15 protein-coding genes, 1 tRNA gene and 1 other RNA gene are annotated in these 20,275 nt (G+C 58.9%); 9 read left to right on the top strand and 8 right to left on the bottom strand.

Features of this window, described 5'->3' with window-relative positions; genetic code table 11:
* Nucleotides 1–16: 16 nt before the first annotated feature.
* The 4 genes from Q1J88_RS04785 to Q1J88_RS04770 all read right to left on the bottom strand — a co-directional run bounded on the left by Q1J88_RS04785 (nt 17) and on the right by Q1J88_RS04770 (nt 8,455).
* Nucleotides 17–2,275, bottom strand: a complete 2,259-nt coding sequence (locus Q1J88_RS04785; protein WP_301116412.1) for a DNA polymerase III subunit gamma/tau — start codon at nt 2,273–2,275, stop codon at nt 17–19.
* 97 nt (nt 2,276–2,372) lie between these two features.
* An RNA gene (gene ffs / locus Q1J88_RS04780) (signal recognition particle sRNA small type) lies at nt 2,373–2,470 on the bottom strand.
* A 32-nt stretch (nt 2,471–2,502) separates the two neighbouring features.
* Nucleotides 2,503–5,811: an exodeoxyribonuclease V subunit beta gene (locus Q1J88_RS04775; RefSeq protein ID WP_301116411.1), complete on the bottom strand. Its 3,309-nt coding sequence runs from the start codon at nt 5,809–5,811 to the stop codon at nt 2,503–2,505.
* Nucleotides 5,801–8,455: a PD-(D/E)XK nuclease family protein gene (locus Q1J88_RS04770; protein ID WP_301116410.1), complete on the bottom strand. Its 2,655-nt coding sequence runs from the start codon at nt 8,453–8,455 to the stop codon at nt 5,801–5,803. Before Q1J88_RS04770 ends, Q1J88_RS04775 begins: the two co-directional genes overlap by 11 nt.
* A gap of 88 nt (nt 8,456–8,543) precedes the next feature.
* Between Q1J88_RS04770 and xerD the strand changes: the two genes are divergently transcribed.
* Together xerD and Q1J88_RS04760 are read left to right on the top strand one after the other, a co-directional pair.
* Nucleotides 8,544–9,443: a site-specific tyrosine recombinase XerD gene (gene xerD, locus Q1J88_RS04765; RefSeq protein ID WP_301116441.1), complete on the top strand. Its 900-nt coding sequence runs from the start codon at nt 8,544–8,546 to the stop codon at nt 9,441–9,443.
* A gap of 14 nt (nt 9,444–9,457) precedes the next feature.
* A complete protein-coding gene (locus Q1J88_RS04760; RefSeq protein ID WP_301116409.1) occupies nt 9,458–9,946 on the top strand; it encodes an aminoacyl-tRNA deacylase in 489 nt (162 codons plus the stop codon).
* A gap of 96 nt (nt 9,947–10,042) precedes the next feature.
* Here Q1J88_RS04760 and Q1J88_RS04755 read toward each other — a convergent pair whose 3' ends face one another.
* The 3 genes from Q1J88_RS04755 to Q1J88_RS04745 form a co-directional block, all read right to left on the bottom strand.
* Nucleotides 10,043–10,954: an SDR family oxidoreductase gene (locus tag Q1J88_RS04755; protein ID WP_301116408.1), complete on the bottom strand. Its 912-nt coding sequence runs from the start codon at nt 10,952–10,954 to the stop codon at nt 10,043–10,045.
* An 80-nt stretch (nt 10,955–11,034) separates the two neighbouring features.
* Nucleotides 11,035–11,847 (bottom strand): enoyl-CoA hydratase-related protein, encoded by an 813-nt coding sequence (locus Q1J88_RS04750; protein ID WP_301116406.1) that lies wholly within the window; start codon nt 11,845–11,847, stop codon nt 11,035–11,037.
* An 89-nt stretch (nt 11,848–11,936) separates the two neighbouring features.
* Nucleotides 11,937–12,011: transfer RNA gene (locus Q1J88_RS04745), tRNA-Arg, on the bottom strand.
* Between the two features lie 242 nt (nt 12,012–12,253).
* Here Q1J88_RS04745 and tsaE point away from each other — a divergent pair.
* The 5 genes from tsaE to miaA all read left to right on the top strand — a co-directional run bounded on the left by tsaE (nt 12,254) and on the right by miaA (nt 17,665).
* Nucleotides 12,254–12,799, top strand: a complete 546-nt coding sequence (tsaE, locus tag Q1J88_RS04740) for a tRNA (adenosine(37)-N6)-threonylcarbamoyltransferase complex ATPase subunit type 1 TsaE (protein WP_301116405.1) — start codon at nt 12,254–12,256, stop codon at nt 12,797–12,799.
* A complete protein-coding gene (locus tag Q1J88_RS04735; protein ID WP_301116404.1) occupies nt 12,730–14,100 on the top strand; it encodes an N-acetylmuramoyl-L-alanine amidase in 1,371 nt (456 codons plus the stop codon). The genes tsaE and Q1J88_RS04735 overlap by 70 nt, the downstream gene beginning before the upstream one ends.
* 126 nt (nt 14,101–14,226) lie before the next feature.
* Complete coding sequence (locus Q1J88_RS04730) at nt 14,227–14,844, top strand: exopolysaccharide biosynthesis protein (RefSeq protein ID WP_301116403.1); 618 nt, start codon at nt 14,227–14,229, stop codon at nt 14,842–14,844.
* Between the two features lie 2 nt (nt 14,845–14,846).
* Nucleotides 14,847–16,718 carry a DNA mismatch repair endonuclease MutL gene (gene mutL, locus Q1J88_RS04725; RefSeq protein ID WP_301116401.1) on the top strand — a complete coding sequence of 624 codons (1,872 nt, stop codon included), beginning with the start codon at nt 14,847–14,849 and terminating at the stop codon, nt 16,716–16,718.
* Entirely contained in the window at nt 16,715–17,665 is a 951-nt protein-coding gene (gene miaA, locus Q1J88_RS04720) for a tRNA (adenosine(37)-N6)-dimethylallyltransferase MiaA (protein ID WP_301116399.1), read from the top strand. Before mutL ends, miaA begins: the two co-directional genes overlap by 4 nt.
* An 82-nt stretch (nt 17,666–17,747) precedes the next feature.
* Here miaA and purM read toward each other — a convergent pair whose 3' ends face one another.
* On the bottom strand, nt 17,748–18,797 hold the full coding sequence (purM, locus tag Q1J88_RS04715; protein ID WP_301116398.1) for a phosphoribosylformylglycinamidine cyclo-ligase: 1,050 nt from the start codon (nt 18,795–18,797) through the stop codon (nt 17,748–17,750).
* Between the two features lie 77 nt (nt 18,798–18,874).
* On the opposite strand from purM, the gene hda reads away from it, so the two are divergent.
* Both hda and Q1J88_RS04705 read left to right on the top strand, forming a co-directional pair.
* Nucleotides 18,875–19,576 (top strand): DnaA regulatory inactivator Hda, encoded by a 702-nt coding sequence (hda, locus tag Q1J88_RS04710; protein WP_301116397.1) that lies wholly within the window; start codon nt 18,875–18,877, stop codon nt 19,574–19,576.
* Entirely contained in the window at nt 19,573–20,274 is a 702-nt protein-coding gene (locus tag Q1J88_RS04705; RefSeq protein ID WP_301116396.1) for an HAD family hydrolase, read from the top strand. The genes hda and Q1J88_RS04705 overlap by 4 nt, the downstream gene beginning before the upstream one ends.
* Nucleotide 20,275: the final 1 nt, after the last annotated feature.

Raw genomic sequence — 20,275 nt, 5'->3', positions numbered from 1 at the left:
CATTCAAATTAAAAAATCATGCCCTGTGATCGTTCGTGACGGCACGAACTGATCCCGGGACAATATGAGCGCCGAAATCATTGATTAGCGCGCGAACAACCGGATCGGCCTGCACGTCATGTTCGGCCTGTTTTTGACGGGCGGCTCGTTCGGCCTGAGCCACAGCGTGCGCGGTTTCGTCGCCCGTGGCACCAAACTCGACTTCCAGCTGCACGACCTTGCCAAAATGTTCGGAAAGCACGGTACGCAGCCGGGCCTTGCCTGCGGTGGCGGCCAAGGTACGAACCGCCACGCGCAATCGGATGAGATCGCCTTCGACCCCAAGCCACTCGCTTTGGCGCGCCAATTCGGCTGCCAGGCCCGTAACCGGCAATTTCGCTGCCAGCGCCGGCCAGTCGCTGGCATTCATCCTCTCCAGTTTGGGTGAGCGGATCCTGGCAGGCCGAGTTGCAAAAAGCGCCACCCCTGCAGAGTCGGGGGCGGCCGCTTCCATTCCAATCTCGGCACCATCATCGGGCAGGTCAAAAGAGGCTTCAGGACCCGGATCAGCCGAATCCTGATACGGCTCGTAATTGCCAAAGTCGGCGTCGATGGGAATGTCTTCCCAAGCCGGAATATCGCCATCAGCCGAATCTGCAGCGGCGGGATCGAAATTCGTTTGTGAAGCTATTTCAGCGCTATTCGCTGTTTCAATGACATCGGCTACTTCAACGTTACTGACTGCTTCAACATCCCTGGCCACTTCAACGTCACTGGCTGCTTCAACGTCACTGACTGCGTCAACGTCATTGGCTGCTTTAACGCCACTGAGCGCTTCAACGTCACTGGCTGCGTCAACGTCATTGGCTGCCTCCGCGCCGTTGGCTGGTTCGACGCCAACGATTGATGGGGAGACAGGCCGAACAGAAGCCACCGATGCCTCCATGACCCTGGAAGCCGCGCCGGAGCCGGCCGAGGAATCAGCGGGCTCGGACGAAGTGGCATTGGAAGGTTCAGGCCGGCTATCTTCGCGTTCCGCAGGTCTTTTACCCTCTTCGGAGCCTTGTGCTGCGTTCGTTCCCGGCTCGGCAACGGCGCCCGACGGATCGCTGGAAGGTGCCGCCGCACTTTGCGACACCGCCCTGTCATCAATCGTACTATCTGAACCCGAGCCCGTTGCCGAGCCCCCGCTTCCTGTGCCGGCAGAATCAGCTTCGGGTGCAAGCGCCAACATACGCAGACAGGCCATGACAAAACCTGCGTACTCGTCGGGAGCCAGTGACAGCTCGTTTCGACTATGTACTGCTACGGAGTAAAACAGCTGCACGAGATCCGGGTGCATCATTGCGGCCAGTCCGACCACTTCTTCGATCAATGGCTCTTCGGAACCTAGTGCCCCGGGTATGCGCTGCTGAATGGCTATTTTGGAAAGCAATACCGCAAGGTCTCCCAGAGCTCCTGAATACGACAAGCCACGGGTGGCCAACTCATCTGCAACGCCCAACACTTCGGTAGCCTTGCCGGCGGCCAAGGCCTGCAGCAAGCGCACCAGATAGCGCTGATCGATCGTGCCAAGCATTCCCTGCATGGCTTCCACGGTAAGGTTGCCGGCGCTGTAGGCAATGGCCTGGTCCGTAAGAGACAAGGCGTCACGCATCGAACCTGACGCGGCCTGAGCGATCAGACGCAGCGCAGGCACTTCAAACGGAATGTCTTCCTGCGCCAGAACCTCCTGCAAATGAGTGACGATCGACTCGGCGGTCATTTGCTTGAGATTGAACTGCAGACATCTGGATAGCACCGTGACAGGAATTTTTTGCGGGTCTGTCGTGGCAAGAATGAACTTGACGTGTGGGGGGGGCTCTTCGAGGGTCTTGAGCATGGCGTTGAACGCATGCCCGGTAAGCATGTGCACCTCGTCGATCATGTAGACCTTGAAGCGACCGGAACTGGGCGCATAAACAGCCTGTTCAAGCAACTGCGTCATTTCGTCGACACCACGATTCGATGCCGCATCGAGCTCGACATAGTCCACAAAACGTCCGGCATCGATTTCAACGCAGGCCCGGCAGGCATCGCACGGCTTTGCCGTGATGCCGTGTTCGCAATTCAGCGATTTGGCGAGAATACGAGAAAGCGTGGTCTTACCTACCCCGCGAGTACCCGTAAACAGCCATGCATGATGCAGGCGTTGGGTGTCCAGAGCGTGGGTCAGCGCGCGGACCACGTGGTCTTGGCCAACCAGAGTGTCGAATGAACGCGGACGCCATTTGCGTGCCAGCACCAGATATGTCATGCAGGAAGACCCGTACCAGAAGGCAATCGGAGGACAAAGGAAAAGTGTACCGGATTCGGAACGGCTTGAGGTGCAGGCGTGGAACCACTGAAAATGGGGCGGCGAGCCTGACTTCGGCACTGACCCTTAGCGACTATGGCTGCTTCGTTCCCGACCTGACCAGGTTTGCCGCCGGACCATGCGAAGGGGCCCGCCACCACGAAGTTTAACAGGAGTCGCACGAATCTTCAGAACTCCAGCCAAATATCGGCTCTGGGAAAGTACAGGGCTGCGCGCGCGGGGCGGCCGTCGAGCGCGGCAACCTGCTCGCAATACCGTTTCAACTGTTCGCCGTGGCGCAATCTCATGCGTGCCGCGAACTGTTCAGGGTCTTCTGTCGCGGGTGGCATGGAAGTCTTGTAATCAACCACCAGCCAACCCTCTTCGTCGGCAATCGCAAGATCAATCACCGAGACGCGGCCAGAGACATCAAGTAAAGACCATTCCCGTTGAGCTTTGGCAGCATTCAACAGCCACCGCCCTTTCTCGCTTGCCAAGGTAGCACACAAGGTGTGACTGACTACCTGGGCCGCGGCGTCGAGCGCGGACACCGGGAGCCCCGCCCGACCCAATTGTTTGCGTATCACCGGCAGGTGCTCATGTATGCGTGACTCTGACCACGCGTCCAGGCCCTGGCGTCCCAACCGTTCAAGCCAGGCATGAGCCACAGTACCAATTGCCGCCTCGTGGGTAGTGTCGGAAGCCCACTGCCAGACTGATGCCGGCTCGCTTGCGCCCACGGGTGCCGACGGCTGAGATAACCTGTCGGCAGTGACGCGCAGCAAGGGGCGTGGGGTTGACCGGGGGGGCTGTACATTTTGACCTGCAAGCACTTCCGCCAGAGGAGGAGGCTCAGGCTGGCGCATATGCGGCCACAGGCGCCCCAGAAGACTCGAAGCCGATGGTTCCTTGATGCCTCCTTCATCGTCGAGAGCAACTTCCCCGATAAGGTGTAATTGCTGGCATGCGCGCGTAACCGCAACGTATAGCAAGCGGTCTGCCTCGTAAGCGGCGCGTCGCTTTTCACGTTCGGCCAGATAGGTAGAAACAGGGTCGGGATCATCCGATGCCCGGTTCTTGATCGGGCCCAGCAGCAAGCGCCCCTCGCTATGTTCCAGTCGCAACAGGGGTTGCGTGTCAGCGCGGGGCCGGCGATGCATTCCCATCAGGATCACGGTTTCGAACTGCAGGCCTTTGGACTTATGGATAGTCATGACCTCGACCGAGCGCTCCGCCCCCTCGGGTGCTGCGAACAGACGCTCAAGGCGCAGCTCGAGCTCGGCGGGATCCAGCCCTCCGTAGGGCCAGAGCTTTTCGATCAGGCGAAACAGACTTTCGACGTCTGCCCTGTCGCTGGGGCTGGGATAAACCTGTGGCCCGCCCAGACGCTCCCAACAGGACTGCAGCCATGCAGCCAACGGCACACTCCCCGTCGAGTTGGAGGCATCCAGCAACACCGAGCATGCATGCCGCAGGCGTTCGGCCTCGTCCGGCGCGAGCTGGTTCTGGAGGTCGCCTTGCAGCCAGCGCATCAGCAACTCACGCGGCGAAGTGTGATGATCGCTGCCAAAGATTGCGTGCAAGGACGTTAACGTCAATCCACACATCGGAGAGCGCAAAACCGACAGCCAGGCAAGTCGATCAGCAGGATGCGACAAAGCCCGGGCAAGCTGGACAGCATCGCTTACGACTTGGCGGGATTTAAGGGGGGAAAGCTCGACCGCGCGGCAGGGTATGCCTTCTGCTGCAAGCCGGCGAACGACTTCTTGCAGATGGCTGCGTGCACGAACCAGAATTGCGACAGGATGATTACTGTCGGCGTGACGCTTCAGCGCATCGCGCGCAAGCCGGACTGCGATGGATTCAGCCGTTAGCGACGCCGAGGCGGGGTCGATGGACGCATGCGTCCAGACAGGATGCAGTTCGACGCCAACATCGCCCAGGGCGTCGTGGTAGGCGGTAGAAGGCGTATAGGGAATCGCGCCCATGCCTGGATCAGCCTGGCTCGGAAAAAGGGGTTGAAACGAGCGGTTCACCCAATCGACAATGTTGGCCTGGGACCGGAAGTTGTCGGTGAGGTTAAGCGACTCAAGAGCTATGTTGCCAAGCCCTTTTTCCTTTGCGTGCAGAAATAATCCTACTTCTGCTTTGCGAAAGCGGTAAATGGACTGCATCGGGTCACCTACCAGGAACACGGTCCGGCCGTCTCCGGGCTCCCAGCCCGCTGTCAATGATGTCAACAGGCGTATCTGAGACTGGCTGGTGTCCTGAAACTCGTCGACCAGCAAATGTTTGATGGACGCGTCGAGTTTCAGTAGCAGATCGCTTGGATTGTCGGCACTGCCCAGGGCCTGAAGAGCACTTTGAGATATTTCGATGAAATCGACCTCGGACTTTTCGCTGAAGCGAAGCTTGAGCTGTGCTGTGGCCAACCACAAAACGTGGATGAGATCGCCCAGAACTGCCAGCTGTTCGGGATCGTAGCCACCGGAAGGCGCAGTGCGAATGCGGGCAAGGCATTCAACCCACGGCTCGTCGGGATCACATCCGGACAACCACTTCAGGAAAGTGTCTTTGTGGGGCGATTTGGGGTCGAAGCCCAAACGCTTGTCTGCCGTACGTCGCAGCGTATTGGTCTGGGTCAGCAAGGCATTGGCAAGAGCCTGCCAACGCGAAAGCTGGGAGAAGGATGGCTCGAGCGCAGTGCCATCCCATCCGGACAAAGCTTCGAAACTGCAGGGCTTCTCGCTGTTGCGCAATGCTTCGATCGCGGCAGACAGCGGTTGAGATAACGCCTGTGACCATCCCGGCGGCATACATTGCGCAAGCTGAACGAGATCAGCCTGGACTGCCTGGATCAGATTATGCAACAGGCGGCCTGCATCGCTTCCCTCACCCAGCAGTGGCAACCACTGATCGCGGCTGGCCAGCATCGCTGCGATAAGGTCCTGCGCAGCACGCAAGTCAACATCCAGATGGGCGATCAGCCTCGCCACTTTCTCGTCGTCATCCGCCATCGCCAACGTGGCTTTGGCCGCCTCTTGATAATGTTCGTCGGCCTGTTCCGTGACGCTTGGCAATCCGCCCAGTGTGCTGAGCCAGGGAGTAAGGCGCACGAGCCCCGAACAGAACGAGTCTATGGTTCGAATTCCCAACCTTGCTGGATATTCGAGCAAGTTCCACTGCTTCTGGGTGTTGCGGGCCATGGCACTTTGAGCCAGGCGCCAGCTGGCCTGCTTGTGCGGCTCTGGAGGCATTGGCCCTTGGCCGGCCTGGAGCTTGGCCAGCACTCGCGCGTGCATTTCGGAGGCAGCCTTGCGCGTAAACGTTATTGCCAGAATTTCTTCGGGCCGCTCGACTGTTGCCAGCAGAGCAAGAATGCGATCAGTGAGGAGTTCGGTTTTTCCGGAACCCGCCGGTGCCTGAATGAGAAATGAACGACCGGGATCCAGCGCCTGACGGCGCACGGCCGCATCGGATGGCGACTTAAATGACATGGTCGACCTCTTCATTAAGGCGCAGGAAAGGCATTACGTCGCAATAATTGAGATCGTCAGGCCGCAGCACGTAGTTGGCCGCCAGGCCGCTCGCGTACTCGTCAGCAACGAGTTCGACATGCCGACGCCATTGGGCCATCAGGCCATCCCAATCAAGGTGTTCGAAGGCCGGCCACTCGTGTACGTGCGCCGGCCCCGTAAAGCCACAGTCGCCGTCAGCAAGCCCTTTGACCTCGATTCCGCGTGCATGCAGCCGCACCATTAGCAATGCGCTGACCGGAGCCTGATCCTGAGCCAGCACCGCAGCATAAAACGGCAGTTGCAAGCCCACGGGCCGATCACGCATCCAGTCTGAACGTGGGTCGATACTTGCACCGCCGGTTTTATAATCGATGACGGCCAGGGAACCATCGGGTAGCTGATCGATGCGATCCAGACGCAATGTGAGCCGCAAGGGCCCTCGCGTCCATTCGTACGATTGCTCAATCGCCTGAACAGAGAATTCGCCACGATGGCGCTCGAGTTCGAACCAATCGTGCAATATGGCGGCTGCCCGATTGATCTCGAGTTCACGCACTGCCATCCCGTAGTCGAACAGCCATTCATTTGCAGCACACTCGACCGAGTCTTGAATGAGGTCTGCAAGCTTGCCTTGGTCGTGCCAGGTGCGCAGCGTATCGGAATTGAGCAGATTCTTGCAAACCAGTTCCATGCTTCGATGCAGGAAGATGCCACGAGCGCTCTGACTGGCCATTTCGGCGTAGTCACTCATTTGACTGGCACCCAAGCGGTAGCGGACAAACGCCCACAGCGGATTCCGGGCCTGAGTATCGATGACGGCGATTCCCCCTTTTGTAATGGTGTCCGGCGATAGCGCGGGGCCTTTGTCGTCGGTGAGGCTTTCGATTACGGCCACGTGAACATCTGGCCATTGCCAGGAGTGCGTTTCGGAAGGATACGCCGCGATGAGTGGACTGGCTCGAAGTTGGCGTTCGCCCTCTAGAAGTGCATGACTGACCCATACACTGGGAGCAGTACACAATAACGAGTTGAACATGGTACGCGCCCAATGCAGTTCTCGTTCCGGGGTTGCGCGCGGCGCGTTGGCACGCTTCAGGGCGGATAAGGGTAACAGCGGATTGGGCTTGGGAGCAGATGGCAGGACCTCGTCGGTAAGACCCAGAATCCACACTCCGTCCCACTGCCCGCCCTCGGCTTCAAGAAAACCCTGCACGTCGAGTCGTGCCGCCGGATCACGCTGCGGCTGGAACGGCGTTTGCATTGTGATTGTCGACAAGGCCGCTACCGCTTCGAAGAGGTCTACGCGACCCATGACGACAGTCTGTTGCGCCAGGCGCTCGAGCACCCGCTCGAACGCCTCTATGGTCTGGAAGGCGTGACTGGACATTGCGGTCTCGCCGGGAAACCCCAATTGCTGCAGCCAGTATCTGAAGCGCGCCACCCAGGTTTCGATAGTTGCTGCTGAAGAGTTTTCGAGAGCATGCTCGAAGCATGCCGACCAGGCTTGTGCAAGTTGGGGTGTCAGTTGCGCAAGCCGGCGCGCAAACTCGGAAACAGAAAGGCTGACGACGGCGTCGGCGCGCAAAGCAGCATCAATGCGTGCGCGCCCGTCAGCTTCGGCCAAGTGTGCCATGCAGTACCCCAGCAACAAGGCTTCGCCGGCTTCAGCGGGACGACACTTCCCCTTTTTTATCAGCTGGGATAACAGGCGCAACCATGCCAGAGACGCCCGGACGAGCGGCCACTGTGCCAACGGTCGGGCCACGGCAATGTTGTAACCCGGCGCGGAATGCCCGGGCCGGCCCGCAAGCGCTTCGCGAAGGACTCGATGCGCCAGTGCAGCGTCGGCTTCGAGTTGCGCAGCGATGATGGCAAACCGCTTATTGGGATATTCACGCAGCATCCGGGATGCCCACTGCGCGGCAAGTCGCCACTCGGTGTCGGGATCGGGAGCCGGCACACGACAAACATGTGTGGACGGGGTGGCGTCGACGCGAAGGGTAAGGAGTTCGACGCCCTGCTGCTGGAAAGCGGAAACAAGACGCTGCATGCGAGGCGAGATTTCGGCAAAACCTGCCAGAACCAGACGTGCATAGGTGTTTGGCAACAAACCTGACTCAACAGCCTCGCAGACTCGTTCATAACCAAGGGTGGCGTCTTCGGCATCAAGTTCGTCGAGCCGTCTGCGGTATTCGTTGTGCCACTGAATGAACCGTTGGTGATCGGCCGTTTCTTCTTCGGGAAGCACGGCAACGCCCCACTCGGACATGACTTGATCGGCTTCCATGGCCAACCTTGCCGCTTGTGCGGAGTCGAGCAGCGGGTTCTCGGTTTCAAGTTGGCAAATAACCTGCTGCCACAAGCTTCGTGAGCCGAACACATCGATGACATGCGAGGCGAGCCGGGCCTGGGGCAGAAACGACAGTTCGTCGCCCGCTTGCCTGAGCCAGCTGCGAAACGGCACAATGGCGGGCAAGGCCATAACCCTCCGATGTTGGTCGAGCCTGGCCGAGAGGCTGGCCAAGATGCGACGGGCATATCGGTTATTGACGGTGAGCACCAGCGTATCGGCACTTTCGGCAGCCAGGTCGTCAAGAGTCAGGGATGGCAAGGTGTTTTCCATGCCGCAAAGTGTACCGTGCTGTCTCAGGTGGGGGTATGAGTAAAATTGCCTGTTGGGATCCCTCTTGACTTGTACTTCGGGCTTCGCCGTGGATTTTGTTGCACCCGCCTCGATCGATGAATTTCTGGACGCCGTCTGGCTTGAAGATGGGCTGGCCGAAAATACGCTATCTGCCTACCGGCGCGACCTGAGCGCGTTTTCTCGCTGGCTGCTCGAAAATCACAAGAAGGACATCGAGGCGGCCGATACAGCCGATATTCAAGCTTGGTTTGCACACTGCCACCCCAGCTCGAAGGCCACTACCGCCAATCGACGCCTGGCTGCACTGAAGCGGTTTTACTTGTGGGCCATGAGACATGGTCGCGTCAATGCCGACCCTTGTCTGCCCTTGAAGGCCGCCAAGCAAACAGCCCGGTTTCCCAAGACGCTGTCGGAAGACCAGGTGGATGCGTTGCTGCAGGCACCCGATGACTCCACACCTCTGGGCCTGCGCGACCGGGCGATGCTCGAAACCTTGTACGCCACCGGCTTGCGGGTGTCCGAGCTGGTTGCCTTGAATCTGCTGGATGTCAACCTGCAGGAAGGCGTAGTGCGCGTAAACATGGGAAAAGGCGGCAAGGACAGGCTGGTCCCGTTGGGTCAGGAAGCCGCACACTGGATTGAGCGCTATATGCTCGAGTCCAGGCCGCGCTTGCTGGGTTCACGACGCTGCGACGCATTGTTCGTAACTGCTCGGGCCGCGCCCATGACGCGCCAATCGTTTTGGCTGATCGTACGCAAGCACGCCCTGCAGGCAGATATTCACGTGCCCTTGTCACCTCATGTGGTCAGGCACGCCTTTGCCACGCATTTGCTCAACCACGGCGCGGACCTTCGGGTGGTTCAGATGCTGCTGGGCCATTCGGATATTTCCACTACCCAGATTTATACTCATGTCGCCCGCGAGCGCCTCAAGACCTTGCATGCGCAGCATCATCCACGTGGCTAGGGCACAACCTCAATATGGCAAAACACATAACCGAAACCCCTGCAACGCAGTTGCTGCGGCGTCTCAAGGTGAAGTTCGACGAGCACCCCTATGACTACGTTGAACATGGTGGTGCCATGGAATCAGCGCGCCAGTTGGGGGTGGATCCCAACCGGGTCGCCAAGACGCTTGTCATGGAAGACGAGAGCGCGCGTCCGCTGATCGTGCTGATGCATGGGGATTGCGAAGTATCCACCAAGAACCTGGCGCGTCAGATCGGAGTCAAGAAAGTCGCTCCTTGTGCTCCGGCTACGGCGCAACGCCATTCCGGCTATTTGGTCGGGGGCACGTCACCATTTGCCACCCGCAAGAAGATGCCGGTATGGATAGAACGGACTTTGCTCGATTACCCGTGCATTTATCTGAATGGCGGCCGACGCGGTTACCTGATCAGCCTCGACCCCTCGGTACTGGTCCAACTGCTTGATGCCAGGCCGGTAGAGGCCGCGATTCCCAAGCATTAAGGCATCACCGCTTCTGGCCTTATTGGCGATGTCACGCGTCGACCGATGCGTTCGAACAATACAGGCCAACCCCACAGCACCATTGGCACCAGCAAATCATTCATCCGCAGGCATGGGTATGCCATAGGTTTCCAACTGCTGCCCAACCGAACTTTTCCATGCCTCTGCGATAGACTCGGCCGTCCACCCGCCGGAGCGATAGGCACTGCGAATTTCTTGAGGGTGACTCCATAAAGTGAGTTTGTCGCCACCCAGGCCTATGCACTGCCCGGTGATCTCTTGGGCGGCATCGGAAGCCAGGAACACGAACAAGGGGGCCACATCCTCGGGCAGGCCCAGACCCATGCCCGAGCGCAACGATGATGGCAACGGTTTGCCTTGAGCGATCATGTCCACATAAGGGGCCATGGAAGGAATGGTGGCAACCATCTGGGTGAATGCCATGGGCAACACAGCATTGACCGTCACCCCCATTCGGGCACACTCAATGGCCCAGGTGCGCGCAAATGCGGCGATACCCGCCTTTGCCGCGGCGTAATTGGTTTGACCGAAATTGCCCCGCTGGCCCGCTATCGACGACACCAGAAGGAGTCGTCCGCCGTCATTCTGTTCGCGAAACACCCTGACAGCTGCCCTCGCGCAGGTGAAGGTGCCACGCAGATGCGTATCGATAACGGCATCGAAATCGTCGTCGGACATGTTCCAGAGAACCTTGTCACGAAGTATGCCGGCATTGGTACACATGATGTCGAGCCGGCCGAATTCTTGCACTGCCCTGTCGACACAGCGTTGCGCGGCCTGAGACGAGCCTATGGCCACGACCTCCGCCAACGCCTGCCCCCCTTCAGCCTGTATGGTCGCAACGACTTCTTCTGCAGCGGCCTTGTCCACGTCGTTTACCACCACGGCGGCACCCGCGCGCGCCAGCCCTTTTGCTATCTCGCGCCCCACCCCGCGACCGCTGCCCGTAACAACAGCGACTTTTCCATCAAGCTGTATAGCTGTCATGCAAACACCCTTGAACCTTTAATCTTTATTTTGCGCCAAAAAAAGCCTGCGGCTTGCGCATGTTGACATAGCACGTCTGGCTATCGGCCGCGGTAGACGGGCGCCCTGCGCTCCATGAACGCACGTGGGCCCTCGCGGGCGTCTTCTGTCGCCATGACCCGCCTGTAGGCCTCCTTTTCAAGTGCGAACGCCTCAATCGGCGGCACTCCTAGCGACGCCTGAGTGGTTTTCTTGATTTCGACTACTGCCAGTGGAGCGTTGTCCGCGATGCGTCGCGCAATCCGTCGGGCAACGTCCATCACCTCGGGCCCATGCACCACGTAATTCACCAGTCCCAGTTGTAATGCTTTTTCGGCGTTGATTGCTTCGCCCGTCAGCATAAGCTCCATGGCCTGGCAAAACGGAAGTTGTGCCGGCAGCCTTGTCATGGAGCCGGCAAACGGAATAAGGCCACGCTGAACTTCCGGCCAGGCAAAGCGGGCATCCATGGAGGCAACCCGGATATCGGTTCCCAACAAGAGCTCGGCGCCTGCCGCCATGCATATGCCTGTCACTGCGGCCACAACCGGTTTATGTAGCTGGGGATCGCATAGGGAGGACGCTTGCATGATCCCCGGGTCGGTAAGCAGACGCTCATCCCAAGCATCTTCGGGCCGGCGATCGCCCGTCAGAAGTGGAAGAGTACGACCCAGGTCTCCGCCGCTGCAAAAGGCTTTGCCTCCTGATCCTGCGAGAAGGATTGCCCGGACTGAAGGATCGTCGCGGGCATCAATGAGCGCATCGGCCAAAAGGCACAGCATTCTTGGCGTAAGGGCGTTGTGAGCCTCGGGCCTGTTCAGTGTGATGGCCGCGATATGATCTTTTTTCTCGTACAGAAGCGGTTCGGTCGCCATGATGTCTCCCTGTGCGAGACGATCATAGCAAGACCCTTTGCCGTGACCTGTCAGCCTAAAGAACGACTGGCACCCCGGCCTGTCTGGCTTGGCGCCCCCGGCAGGAATCGAACCTACAATCTTCCCTTAGGAGGGGAAAGTTATATCCATTTAACTACGGGGGCAAAGAAGCGAAAGTATAGCAGGCACGCCTGAGCCGGCACCGGGCGATGTACGCGGCTGGTTGTTGTTTATGCGCCAAAAAAAGCTGCGGTTTGACGCCAGACTTCTCGCGGACTGGCATAGACTCAAGCACCACTTTTTTCATCCCGGATAATGTGCGCAGGCCAGTCCCGATCATGAGGGCATGCGGCGCAGCCCCCTTCTGCGCGCATGCATCCCTGCCACCTTCACCCATCACTGAAAAATGCAAAATAGAGCACCTTTAGCAGAAGTTGATGTTTTTTTGGCGAATGAAAGCGTCACCGACGAGCTCGCCGGATACTTGGCCCCCCTTGTCATGCAGGCCGATGAAGGCGGCGCTCGCGGCGGGCACATCCACCTGAAAGGCGATCTTGGGGCCGGCAAGACTCACTTCACACGAGCGCTTCTGCGGGCCTGCGGGGTAACAGGTCGAATCAAAAGTCCCAGCTATGCCCTGCTTGAAAGCTATAAAGTTTCTAACTTATACTTCTATCATCTTGATTTTTATAGATTTGCTGACCCAAGGGAGTGGATCGACGCAGGATTCCGAGATCTCCTGCAAAAACAAGCGGTTGTGTTGATCGAATGGCCGGAGCAAGCGGGCTCCCTCTTGCCCGCACCAGACCTGGAAATAACGCTGGTCTATGAAGGCGACGGTCGAAAGGCCCGCTTGGCCGCCTATAGCAACAAAGGACAAACATGGCTGACTTCACTGGCACCCCACCTCCAGGAATTTCCGCCCAGGGACTCACCCGCCGCCGGATCCTGACCACTGCAGCCACCTTGCTGGTGCTGCCGGTCGTTCCCCGGCTGGCAATGGCAAGCACGATCCTTGCCGTGCGCACCTGGCCGGCCGACGAGTACACTCGCGTAACCCTCGAAATGGACAGCGAGCTGAAGGCAGAACACTTCACGCTCGAAAATCCGCACCGACTGGTCGTTGATATTGAAGGACTCACCATGAGCAACAAGCTCAACGACCTTGTGTCGAAAGTGCGTCCCAATGACCCCTACATTGCGTCCGTGCGGGTCGGCCAAAATCGGCCGGATGTGATCCGCATGGTGCTTGATCTGAAGCAGCCCATCGCGCCACAGGTCTTCACGCTCAAACCGATCGGCGAATACAAATACCGGCTTGTGCTCGACCTGTACCCCCAGGTTGCACAAGATCCGCTCATGGCCATTGCCAACGCGTTTCAGGACGAAGACCCCTTGGCCGATGTCCTGGAAAATCTCGCACAGAACGCTCCGGATGCAGCGCCCATCCCGTCTGTCGAGGGGCAATCCCTGCCAAAGTCTCCTCCGACGGTAAAGAAGCCGGTTCAGCCTTCGCCGCCACCCGCCGTCGCAAAGCCCACTCCGTCAACGCGTCCGATTCTGGTTGCGCTGGATCCGGGACATGGAGGCGAAGACCCCGGCGCCATCGGGCCTCGCGGCACGCGCGAAAAAGACATTGTGCTCAGCATCGCCAAACGCCTTAAAAAGCTCATTGACGCGCAACCCAATATGCGCGCCTATCTGACCCGCGATGCAGACTTTTTCGTACCACTGCATGTACGCGTGCAAAAGGCACGAAGGGTAAAAGCGGACCTTTTCATTTCCATTCATGCAGATGCATGGATCAAGCCCTCGGCCCGTGGCTCGTCGGTGTACGCACTGTCGCAAACCGGCGCCACGAGTACGACGGCACGATTGCTTGCTAAGAAGGAAAACGATGCCGACCTTATCGGTGGCGTCAATCTGGGCTCGCATAACAGGCAGGTGGCCCAGGTGCTGCTCGAGCTTTCCACCACTGCCCAGATAAATGATTCGATCAAGGTGGGAGGCAATGTCTTGTCGGAAATCGGCAAGATCAACCGCTTGCACAAGAAAAGTGTGGAGCGGGCTGGCTTCGCCGTACTCAAGGCTCCCGACATTCCATCGATACTGGTCGAGACGGCGTTCATCAGCAACCCCGAAGAAGAGCGTCTTCTTCGTAGTGCTGCGCACCAGGAACGCATCGCGCAGGCCATGCTGGCAGGCATCAACGGCTACTTTGCTTCCAGCCCCGGCCTGGCCAGGCGTGCCTGAGCCATTCCGTCAGCGAAGTCTGCCATTTTTTATGTACTGACTTCACTCCATATTGCCGCCCTCCCGCCGAGGGCGGCCAGTCGAAAACTGCTACCATAAAGGCCGGCTCAACCACCGACCAGTCCGATGCATTTCAGCGACACCAGTGCTCCCTTGAGCGAAACCCTATCCCGCGCCATCGATGGCATACACGGCGAAACTGTCACCCTTCGAAACCTGATGACTGCCATCGGAGAACAAGGCTTGCTGGTGCTTTGCGCCATCGCCACGCTGCCGTTTCTGATTCCGGTATCAATCCCCGGCGTATCGACGGTTTTTGGCGCAGCCATCGTCCTGCTTGCGGTGGCCATCACCATGAATCGGCTGCCCTGGCTGCCGCAGCGCATACTTGATCGACCGCTCGAGACGGCCAAGCTCCTGCCCGCGTTGCGCAAAGGCGTAAACTTTGTGTCCAGGCTTGATGCATGGGTGTTGCCCAGAATGCCGATGCTTTCCGCAGGGGCATTTGCGCGCTTCAATGGCCTTGTCCTGATCTTTGCGGGACTGTTGCTGATGGCGCCGTTTGGCCTGATACCATTTTCAAATACTGCACCGGCTGTCGCCATCCTGTTTCTGACCATGGGAATGCTTCAGCGCGACGGCCTGTTCATCTTGCTGGGCTACCTTGCCACCATTTTGACCGTAATCTATTTTTCGACGCTGCTGTATGCTGCCTGGCGAGCGGGTGGCGCGCTCCTGAGCTAAAGATGTCAGAACGCCGCTCCATCGCTCCACTGCCCGATCTTCTCGTCAGTCAGATTGCTGCCGGCGAAGTTATCGAACGTCCTGCATCGGTACTTAAAGAGGTGCTGGAAAACGCCCTTGACGCCAAGGCACGCAATATCGAGATTCGACTGGAGGGTGGCGGCATAAAGCGCATCGCCGTCAACGACGACGGAATCGGCATTCCGCCGGATGAACTGTCGCTAGCCCTGACCCGACACGCGACCAGCAAGATTCGATCACTCGACGAGCTCGAGTCTGTTGCATCGATGGGTTTTCGGGGCGAGGCCTTGGCATCGATTGCCTCTGTCTCGCGATTGACTTTGATCTCTCGCACGGCAAATGACGATCACGCGTGGCAGATTGAACCTAACGCCGCTAAACCGGAAGCAGCTGCCGGCTCGATCGGCACTACCGTTGATATTCGGCAGATCTTCCATGACATCCCCGCGCGCCGAAAATTCCTGCGTTCGGAGGCGACTGAATATGGGCATTGTGTCGATGCCCTTGAGCGCATCGCCCTGGCGCACCCGTCGGTGAATTTTCGCCTGTTCCACAACGACCGGCCGCAAAAGAACTGGCGAGCGGGGTCCATACGGCAGCGAATACTCGACGTTGTCGGCAGGGAGTTCTGTGAGCAATCCCTGGACGTGGAACTGGAGTCGGGACTGATCGCCTTGCGCGGCCTCGTGATACGCCCTGCGTTCGCCCGCCCCCGAGCTGATAAACAGTACCTGTACGTCAATGGCCGTTTTATACGCGACAGAGTCGTCGCGCATGCGGTCCGGCAGGCATACGCTGACGTGCTGCATGGCGACCGCCAGCCTGCTTATGTCCTCTTTTTATCAGTCGACCCCGCAACGGTTGACGTCAACGTGCATCCGGCCAAGCACGAGATCCGGTTCCGCGAAAGCGGGGCTGTGCATCGATTTGTATCGTCGGCGATCGCCCACGCTTTAAGTCATGCAGCCGGGGCCACCATCGATAACGGGCCTTCACCGCTCAGTGACAACGCCTTGGAGTCGGGCCTGTCCCAGCGCGATAATGCCCGGCCAGAAATCCGTAGCAGCAGCGAAGTGGGGATGTCTTCACCAAGCCCTGCATCCAGCGCACCTGATTCGTATGCGCCCTTTTTTCGCCAGACTGCCTTGCGCCTGAACGAGCGCGGAGGGCTTTCTACTGAGCAGTGGCACAACCTATATCAGCCCCTGCAGGTGCAGGAGGCATCAAAGCAAGCAACGCCAGATCACCGATCGCCCCACCAGGAAGACGAGTTCCCCTTGGGTATGGCCCTGGGGCAACTTCATGGCATCTACATCCTTGCGCAAAACAAAGACGGGCTGATCCTGGTTGATATGCATGCGGCACATGAACGCGTTGTGTACGAGCAGCTGAAAGCAGCCATGGACGAACGCGACCTGCCCCGCCAGGAACTTCTGGTCCCCGTCGTGATTTCGGTCAGCGACAAAGAAATGGGCCTGGTCGAAGAACACGAAACCAGCCTGACCGAATTGGGTCTTGTGCTTCGACCATCGGGCCCCAACACAATAATGATTCGGGCGGTACCCGCCCTGCTAGCCCACGGAGATCTCGAATCACTGGCTCGCGGCGTGTTAAGCGATCTTGCACAGGTCGGAAGTTCTGCACTTTTAACGGAACAACGCAACATGCTGCTGTCAACCATGGCCTGCCATGGGTCAGTGCGCGCCAATCGCCGGTTGACGCTCGATGAGATGAATGCCTTGTTGCGACAGATGGAGCGCACGGAACGTGCCGACCAATGCAACCATGGCAGGCCTACGTGGATACAGTGGAAGCTTGGCGAAATCGACCGCTTCTTCCTGCGTGGACAATGAGCAGCCCTATCTTATGTATTGCAGGCCCCACCGCGGCCGGCAAAAGCGCTTCGACGCTGGCGCTGGCGCAACACTGGCCCATCGAGATCATCACTGTGGACTCCGCCACCATCTACCGTGGCATGGATATCGGCACCGCCAAGCCCTCGCGCCACGAGCGGGAGCGCATTCCTCACCATCTGCTGGATATTCGTGACCCGGCGGAAAGCTACTCGGCCGCTGCCTTTCGCACGGACGCGCTGACCTTGATCGACCAAATACAGGCACGGGGGAACATCCCGCTGCTGTGTGGCGGCACCATGCTGTATTACAAAGCCCTGCGCGACGGTCTCGATGATCTTCCGCGCGCCGACCCGGCCACTCGGGCTCAGCTCGATGCCGAAGCCCTGCAACAGGGCTGGCCGGCCATGCACCGGGAACTTGCTGCCGTAGACCCCAAAACAGCAGCACGGCTTGCTCCGAATGATAGCCAACGAATACAGCGGGCCCTGGAAATATATCGGCTCACCGGCACGCCTATGTCAGAGCTGCTGGACAAACGCCCGGCAAAGGAAGCGCCCGCACACCAATTCTTGACGATCAGCCTGGAGCCCTCCGATCGGCTGATCCTTCACGAGCGCATCCGGCAAAGGTATCTGGCCATGATTGAGCAAGGCCTGCTTGATGAGGTGGCCGCTTTGCATCGCCGACCGGACCTCCACCCGGGCCTGCCATCAGTGCGATGTGTGGGCTATCGTCAGCTTTGGGATCACCTTGACGGAAAGATCAGCCTGCCCCAAGCCATAGAACAGGCCATCGCCGCTACCCGCCAACTGGCCAAGCGCCAACTGACGTGGTTAAGGTCGCAACCTGATCGAATAGTGGTGGATTGCCTGTCAGACGATGCTGCACAGCAAGTCGTGGAATCAGCCGGCAAAATCTGGTCCGCCGGGTCTGCCACTTGTTGAACGACGCAGATCCCGGCCACGCTGGCAGGTCAAACCGGCTATTCGTGCCAGGGACGGTTGCCCTGCACGAAAGCTGAACAACCTAGATGACGACAGTTTGAGCGGCGTCGCCCACGCGGGGAACAATGCTTCCCAGGCGGCTGACCTGTTCGCCATGACTGCTGAGGGTATCCGATACTGCATCAGCCTGGTCGGCAGGGACAACAATCACCATACCGATGCCGCAATTGAACACCCGGTACATCTCTGCGTCTTCCACGCCACCGTTTTTTTGCAGCCACTGAAACAGCTCGGGCATCGTCCAGGCGTCGCGGTGCAGCTGGGCGGCCAGATTTGACGGCAGAATGCGGGGGACGTTGTCCAGGAGGCCACCACCCGTGATATGGGCGAGCCCTTTTATGGCACTGCGATGCTTTTGCAAGGCGGCCAACACCGACCTGACGTAGATGCGGGTGGGCTCCATGATCACATCGCCCAACTGGCGATCGCCCAACTCTTGCGTTGGCCGCGCATTGGCATGCGTAAGTATCTTGCGAAGCAGCGAAAACCCGTTTGAATGTGCTCCGCTGGAAGCCAGCCCCAGCACCACATCGCCCTCGGCAATAGATTTTCCGTCGATGATCAGGGACTTCTCGACGGCACCTACCGCAAATCCGGCCAAGTCGTACTCACCATCCGGATACATGCCCGGCATCTCGGCAGTCTCGCCACCTATCAGGGCACAGCCGGCAAGTTCACAACCTTTGGCAATGCCCCCGACAACGCTCGCGGCCGTATCAACAGATAATTTTCCGCAGGCGAAGTAATCGAGAAAGAACAGGGGCTCGGCGCCTTGAACGAGGATGTCGTTGACGCTCATGGCGACCAGGTCGATACCCACGGTGTCGTGACGCTGCCACTCGAACGCCAGGCGAAGCTTGGTGCCCACACCGTCGGTTCCGGCCACCAGCACGGGTTCGGTATAGCCTTTGGGCATCTCGAACAACGCTCCGAAACCACCAATGCCGGCCATCACGCCGGCACGCATGGTTCGAGCCGCGAGCGGCTTGATTCGGTCGACAAGCGCCTCGCCGGCGTCAATGTCCACACCGGCATCGCGGTAAGTCAAGGGAGCGGAATTTTTGGTAGTCATGAGAAAAGCCGTGGGATATGTAAGAATTGCGTGTTTAACTGAATCGTTCAGCGCATTTTACGCTTTTACCCCCGGCAATGCCCCGTCAACTCCTCCTCGATCTTCTTCCGCCGCCACCGCCCACCCTGGACAACTTCGTAGTGGGCGATAACGCAGCTGCCATCGACGCACTGCGGAAATGCCAGCCCGGGAGGGCCATCTATCTGTGGGGGTCGCCCGGCTCGGGCCGCAGCCATTTGCTTCGCGCCCTGGGTGAAGCTCCCGACAACCTATATATTGAAGCAAATCACGTATCGTCACGACTGGCGGAAATCAACCAGAACGAGGATTTGAAATTTCGCCTGATTGCCATAGACGGAGTCGAGCTTCTGGACGCTGAGGGGCAATCGGCGCTGTTTGCCCTGTACAATCGCTGGCGGGAAGCTTCCGCAGGAGCCAGGGCCTTCGCCCTGCTGCTGGCCGGCGATCGGGCACCCATGGCCATGCCGTTGCGCGAAGACCTTCGGACACGCCTTGGCTGGGACCTTGTCTATCGCCTTCAACAGCTATCTGACGCAGAACGGGCACAAGCCATGCAGGCGCAAGCCCAGGAGCGCGGCCTTCAACTGACACCGGAAGTCACCAACTGGGTGCTTACCCACTATACCCGCGACATGAATCATCTTAGTGCCCTGGTCGACGCGCTCGACCGCTATTCACTTGAAAAGCACCGGGCCATTACCTTGCCACTATTAAAGGATTTGCTGGCGGCCTCCAGGTCGCCCGACGACACTGCATGACCACTCCAAAGAATCTGGCCCTGTTTGACCTGGACCACACCCTGCTGCCGTTGGACAGCGACTATCAATGGGCCGACTTTCTGGCCCGCACCGGCCGCGCCGGCGACCCGGTTGAAGCTCAACGTCTCAACAACGAACTGATGGAGCGTTACAACGCGGGCAACCTGACTGCCCAGGAAGCAGCCGAATTCATGTTGGGCCTGCTTGCCGCCGCCACGACTTCCGAGTTGATGGAATGGCACCGGATTTTCATGCGTGACGTCATCGAGCCCAACATCCTGCCTGTCGCACGAGCGCTGGTAGACCAGCACCTGCAGCGCGGCGATCTGTGCGCCATCGTCACGGCCACCAACGAATTTGTCACTGCACCGATCGCTCGCGCCTTCAACATCCCCCATCTGATCGCCACCGTGCCCGAAATGCGCGACGGTCGCTATACCGGTGCCATTGCGGGCGTCCCCAGCTTTCAGGAAGGAAAGGTCGCCCGCGTAAACGCCTGGCTGGATTCACAAGGCCTTAGCCTGCACAGCTTCGAGCGCAGCTACTTTTACAGTGACTCGACCAACGACCTTCCTTTGCTTGAAGCGGTAACCCACCCCATCGCGGCGAATCCCAGCCCGACTCTCAGACAGGTGGCCGAGACGCGAGGCTGGCCGATCCTCGATATTTTCAAGGACATGCAGGACGCAAAGTCCTAAA

Source organism: Pusillimonas sp., from assembly GCF_029263785.1.
GTDB lineage: Bacteria > Pseudomonadota > Gammaproteobacteria > Burkholderiales > Burkholderiaceae_B > Pusillimonas.
Note: the sequence above shows the minus strand (reverse complement) of the source record. Positions and strands in the feature narration are given on the sequence as shown.

Coding starts and splice junctions, on each gene's coding strand:
- purM (WP_301116398.1), bottom strand. CDS start 18,797: ATGACTACCAAAAATTCCGCTCCCTTGACTTACCGCGATGCCGGTGTG.
- Q1J88_RS04775 (WP_301116411.1), bottom strand. CDS start 5,811: ATGTCATTTAAGTCGCCATCCGATGCGGCCGTGCGCCGTCAGGCGCTG.
- Q1J88_RS04770 (WP_301116410.1), bottom strand. CDS start 8,455: ATGGAAAACACCTTGCCATCCCTGACTCTTGACGACCTGGCTGCCGAA.
- Q1J88_RS04760 (WP_301116409.1), top strand. CDS start 9,458: ATGGCAAAACACATAACCGAAACCCCTGCAACGCAGTTGCTGCGGCGT.
- Q1J88_RS04705 (WP_301116396.1), top strand. CDS start 19,573: ATGACCACTCCAAAGAATCTGGCCCTGTTTGACCTGGACCACACCCTG.
- Q1J88_RS04735 (WP_301116404.1), top strand. CDS start 12,730: ATGGCTGACTTCACTGGCACCCCACCTCCAGGAATTTCCGCCCAGGGA.
- mutL (WP_301116401.1), top strand. CDS start 14,847: ATGTCAGAACGCCGCTCCATCGCTCCACTGCCCGATCTTCTCGTCAGT.
- Q1J88_RS04755 (WP_301116408.1), bottom strand. CDS start 10,954: ATGACAGCTATACAGCTTGATGGAAAAGTCGCTGTTGTTACGGGCAGC.
- Q1J88_RS04785 (WP_301116412.1), bottom strand. CDS start 2,275: ATGACATATCTGGTGCTGGCACGCAAATGGCGTCCGCGTTCATTCGAC.
- tsaE (WP_301116405.1), top strand. CDS start 12,254: ATGCAAAATAGAGCACCTTTAGCAGAAGTTGATGTTTTTTTGGCGAAT.
- hda (WP_301116397.1), top strand. CDS start 18,875: ATGCCCCGTCAACTCCTCCTCGATCTTCTTCCGCCGCCACCGCCCACC.
- Q1J88_RS04730 (WP_301116403.1), top strand. CDS start 14,227: ATGCATTTCAGCGACACCAGTGCTCCCTTGAGCGAAACCCTATCCCGC.
- Q1J88_RS04750 (WP_301116406.1), bottom strand. CDS start 11,847: ATGGCGACCGAACCGCTTCTGTACGAGAAAAAAGATCATATCGCGGCC.
- miaA (WP_301116399.1), top strand. CDS start 16,715: ATGAGCAGCCCTATCTTATGTATTGCAGGCCCCACCGCGGCCGGCAAA.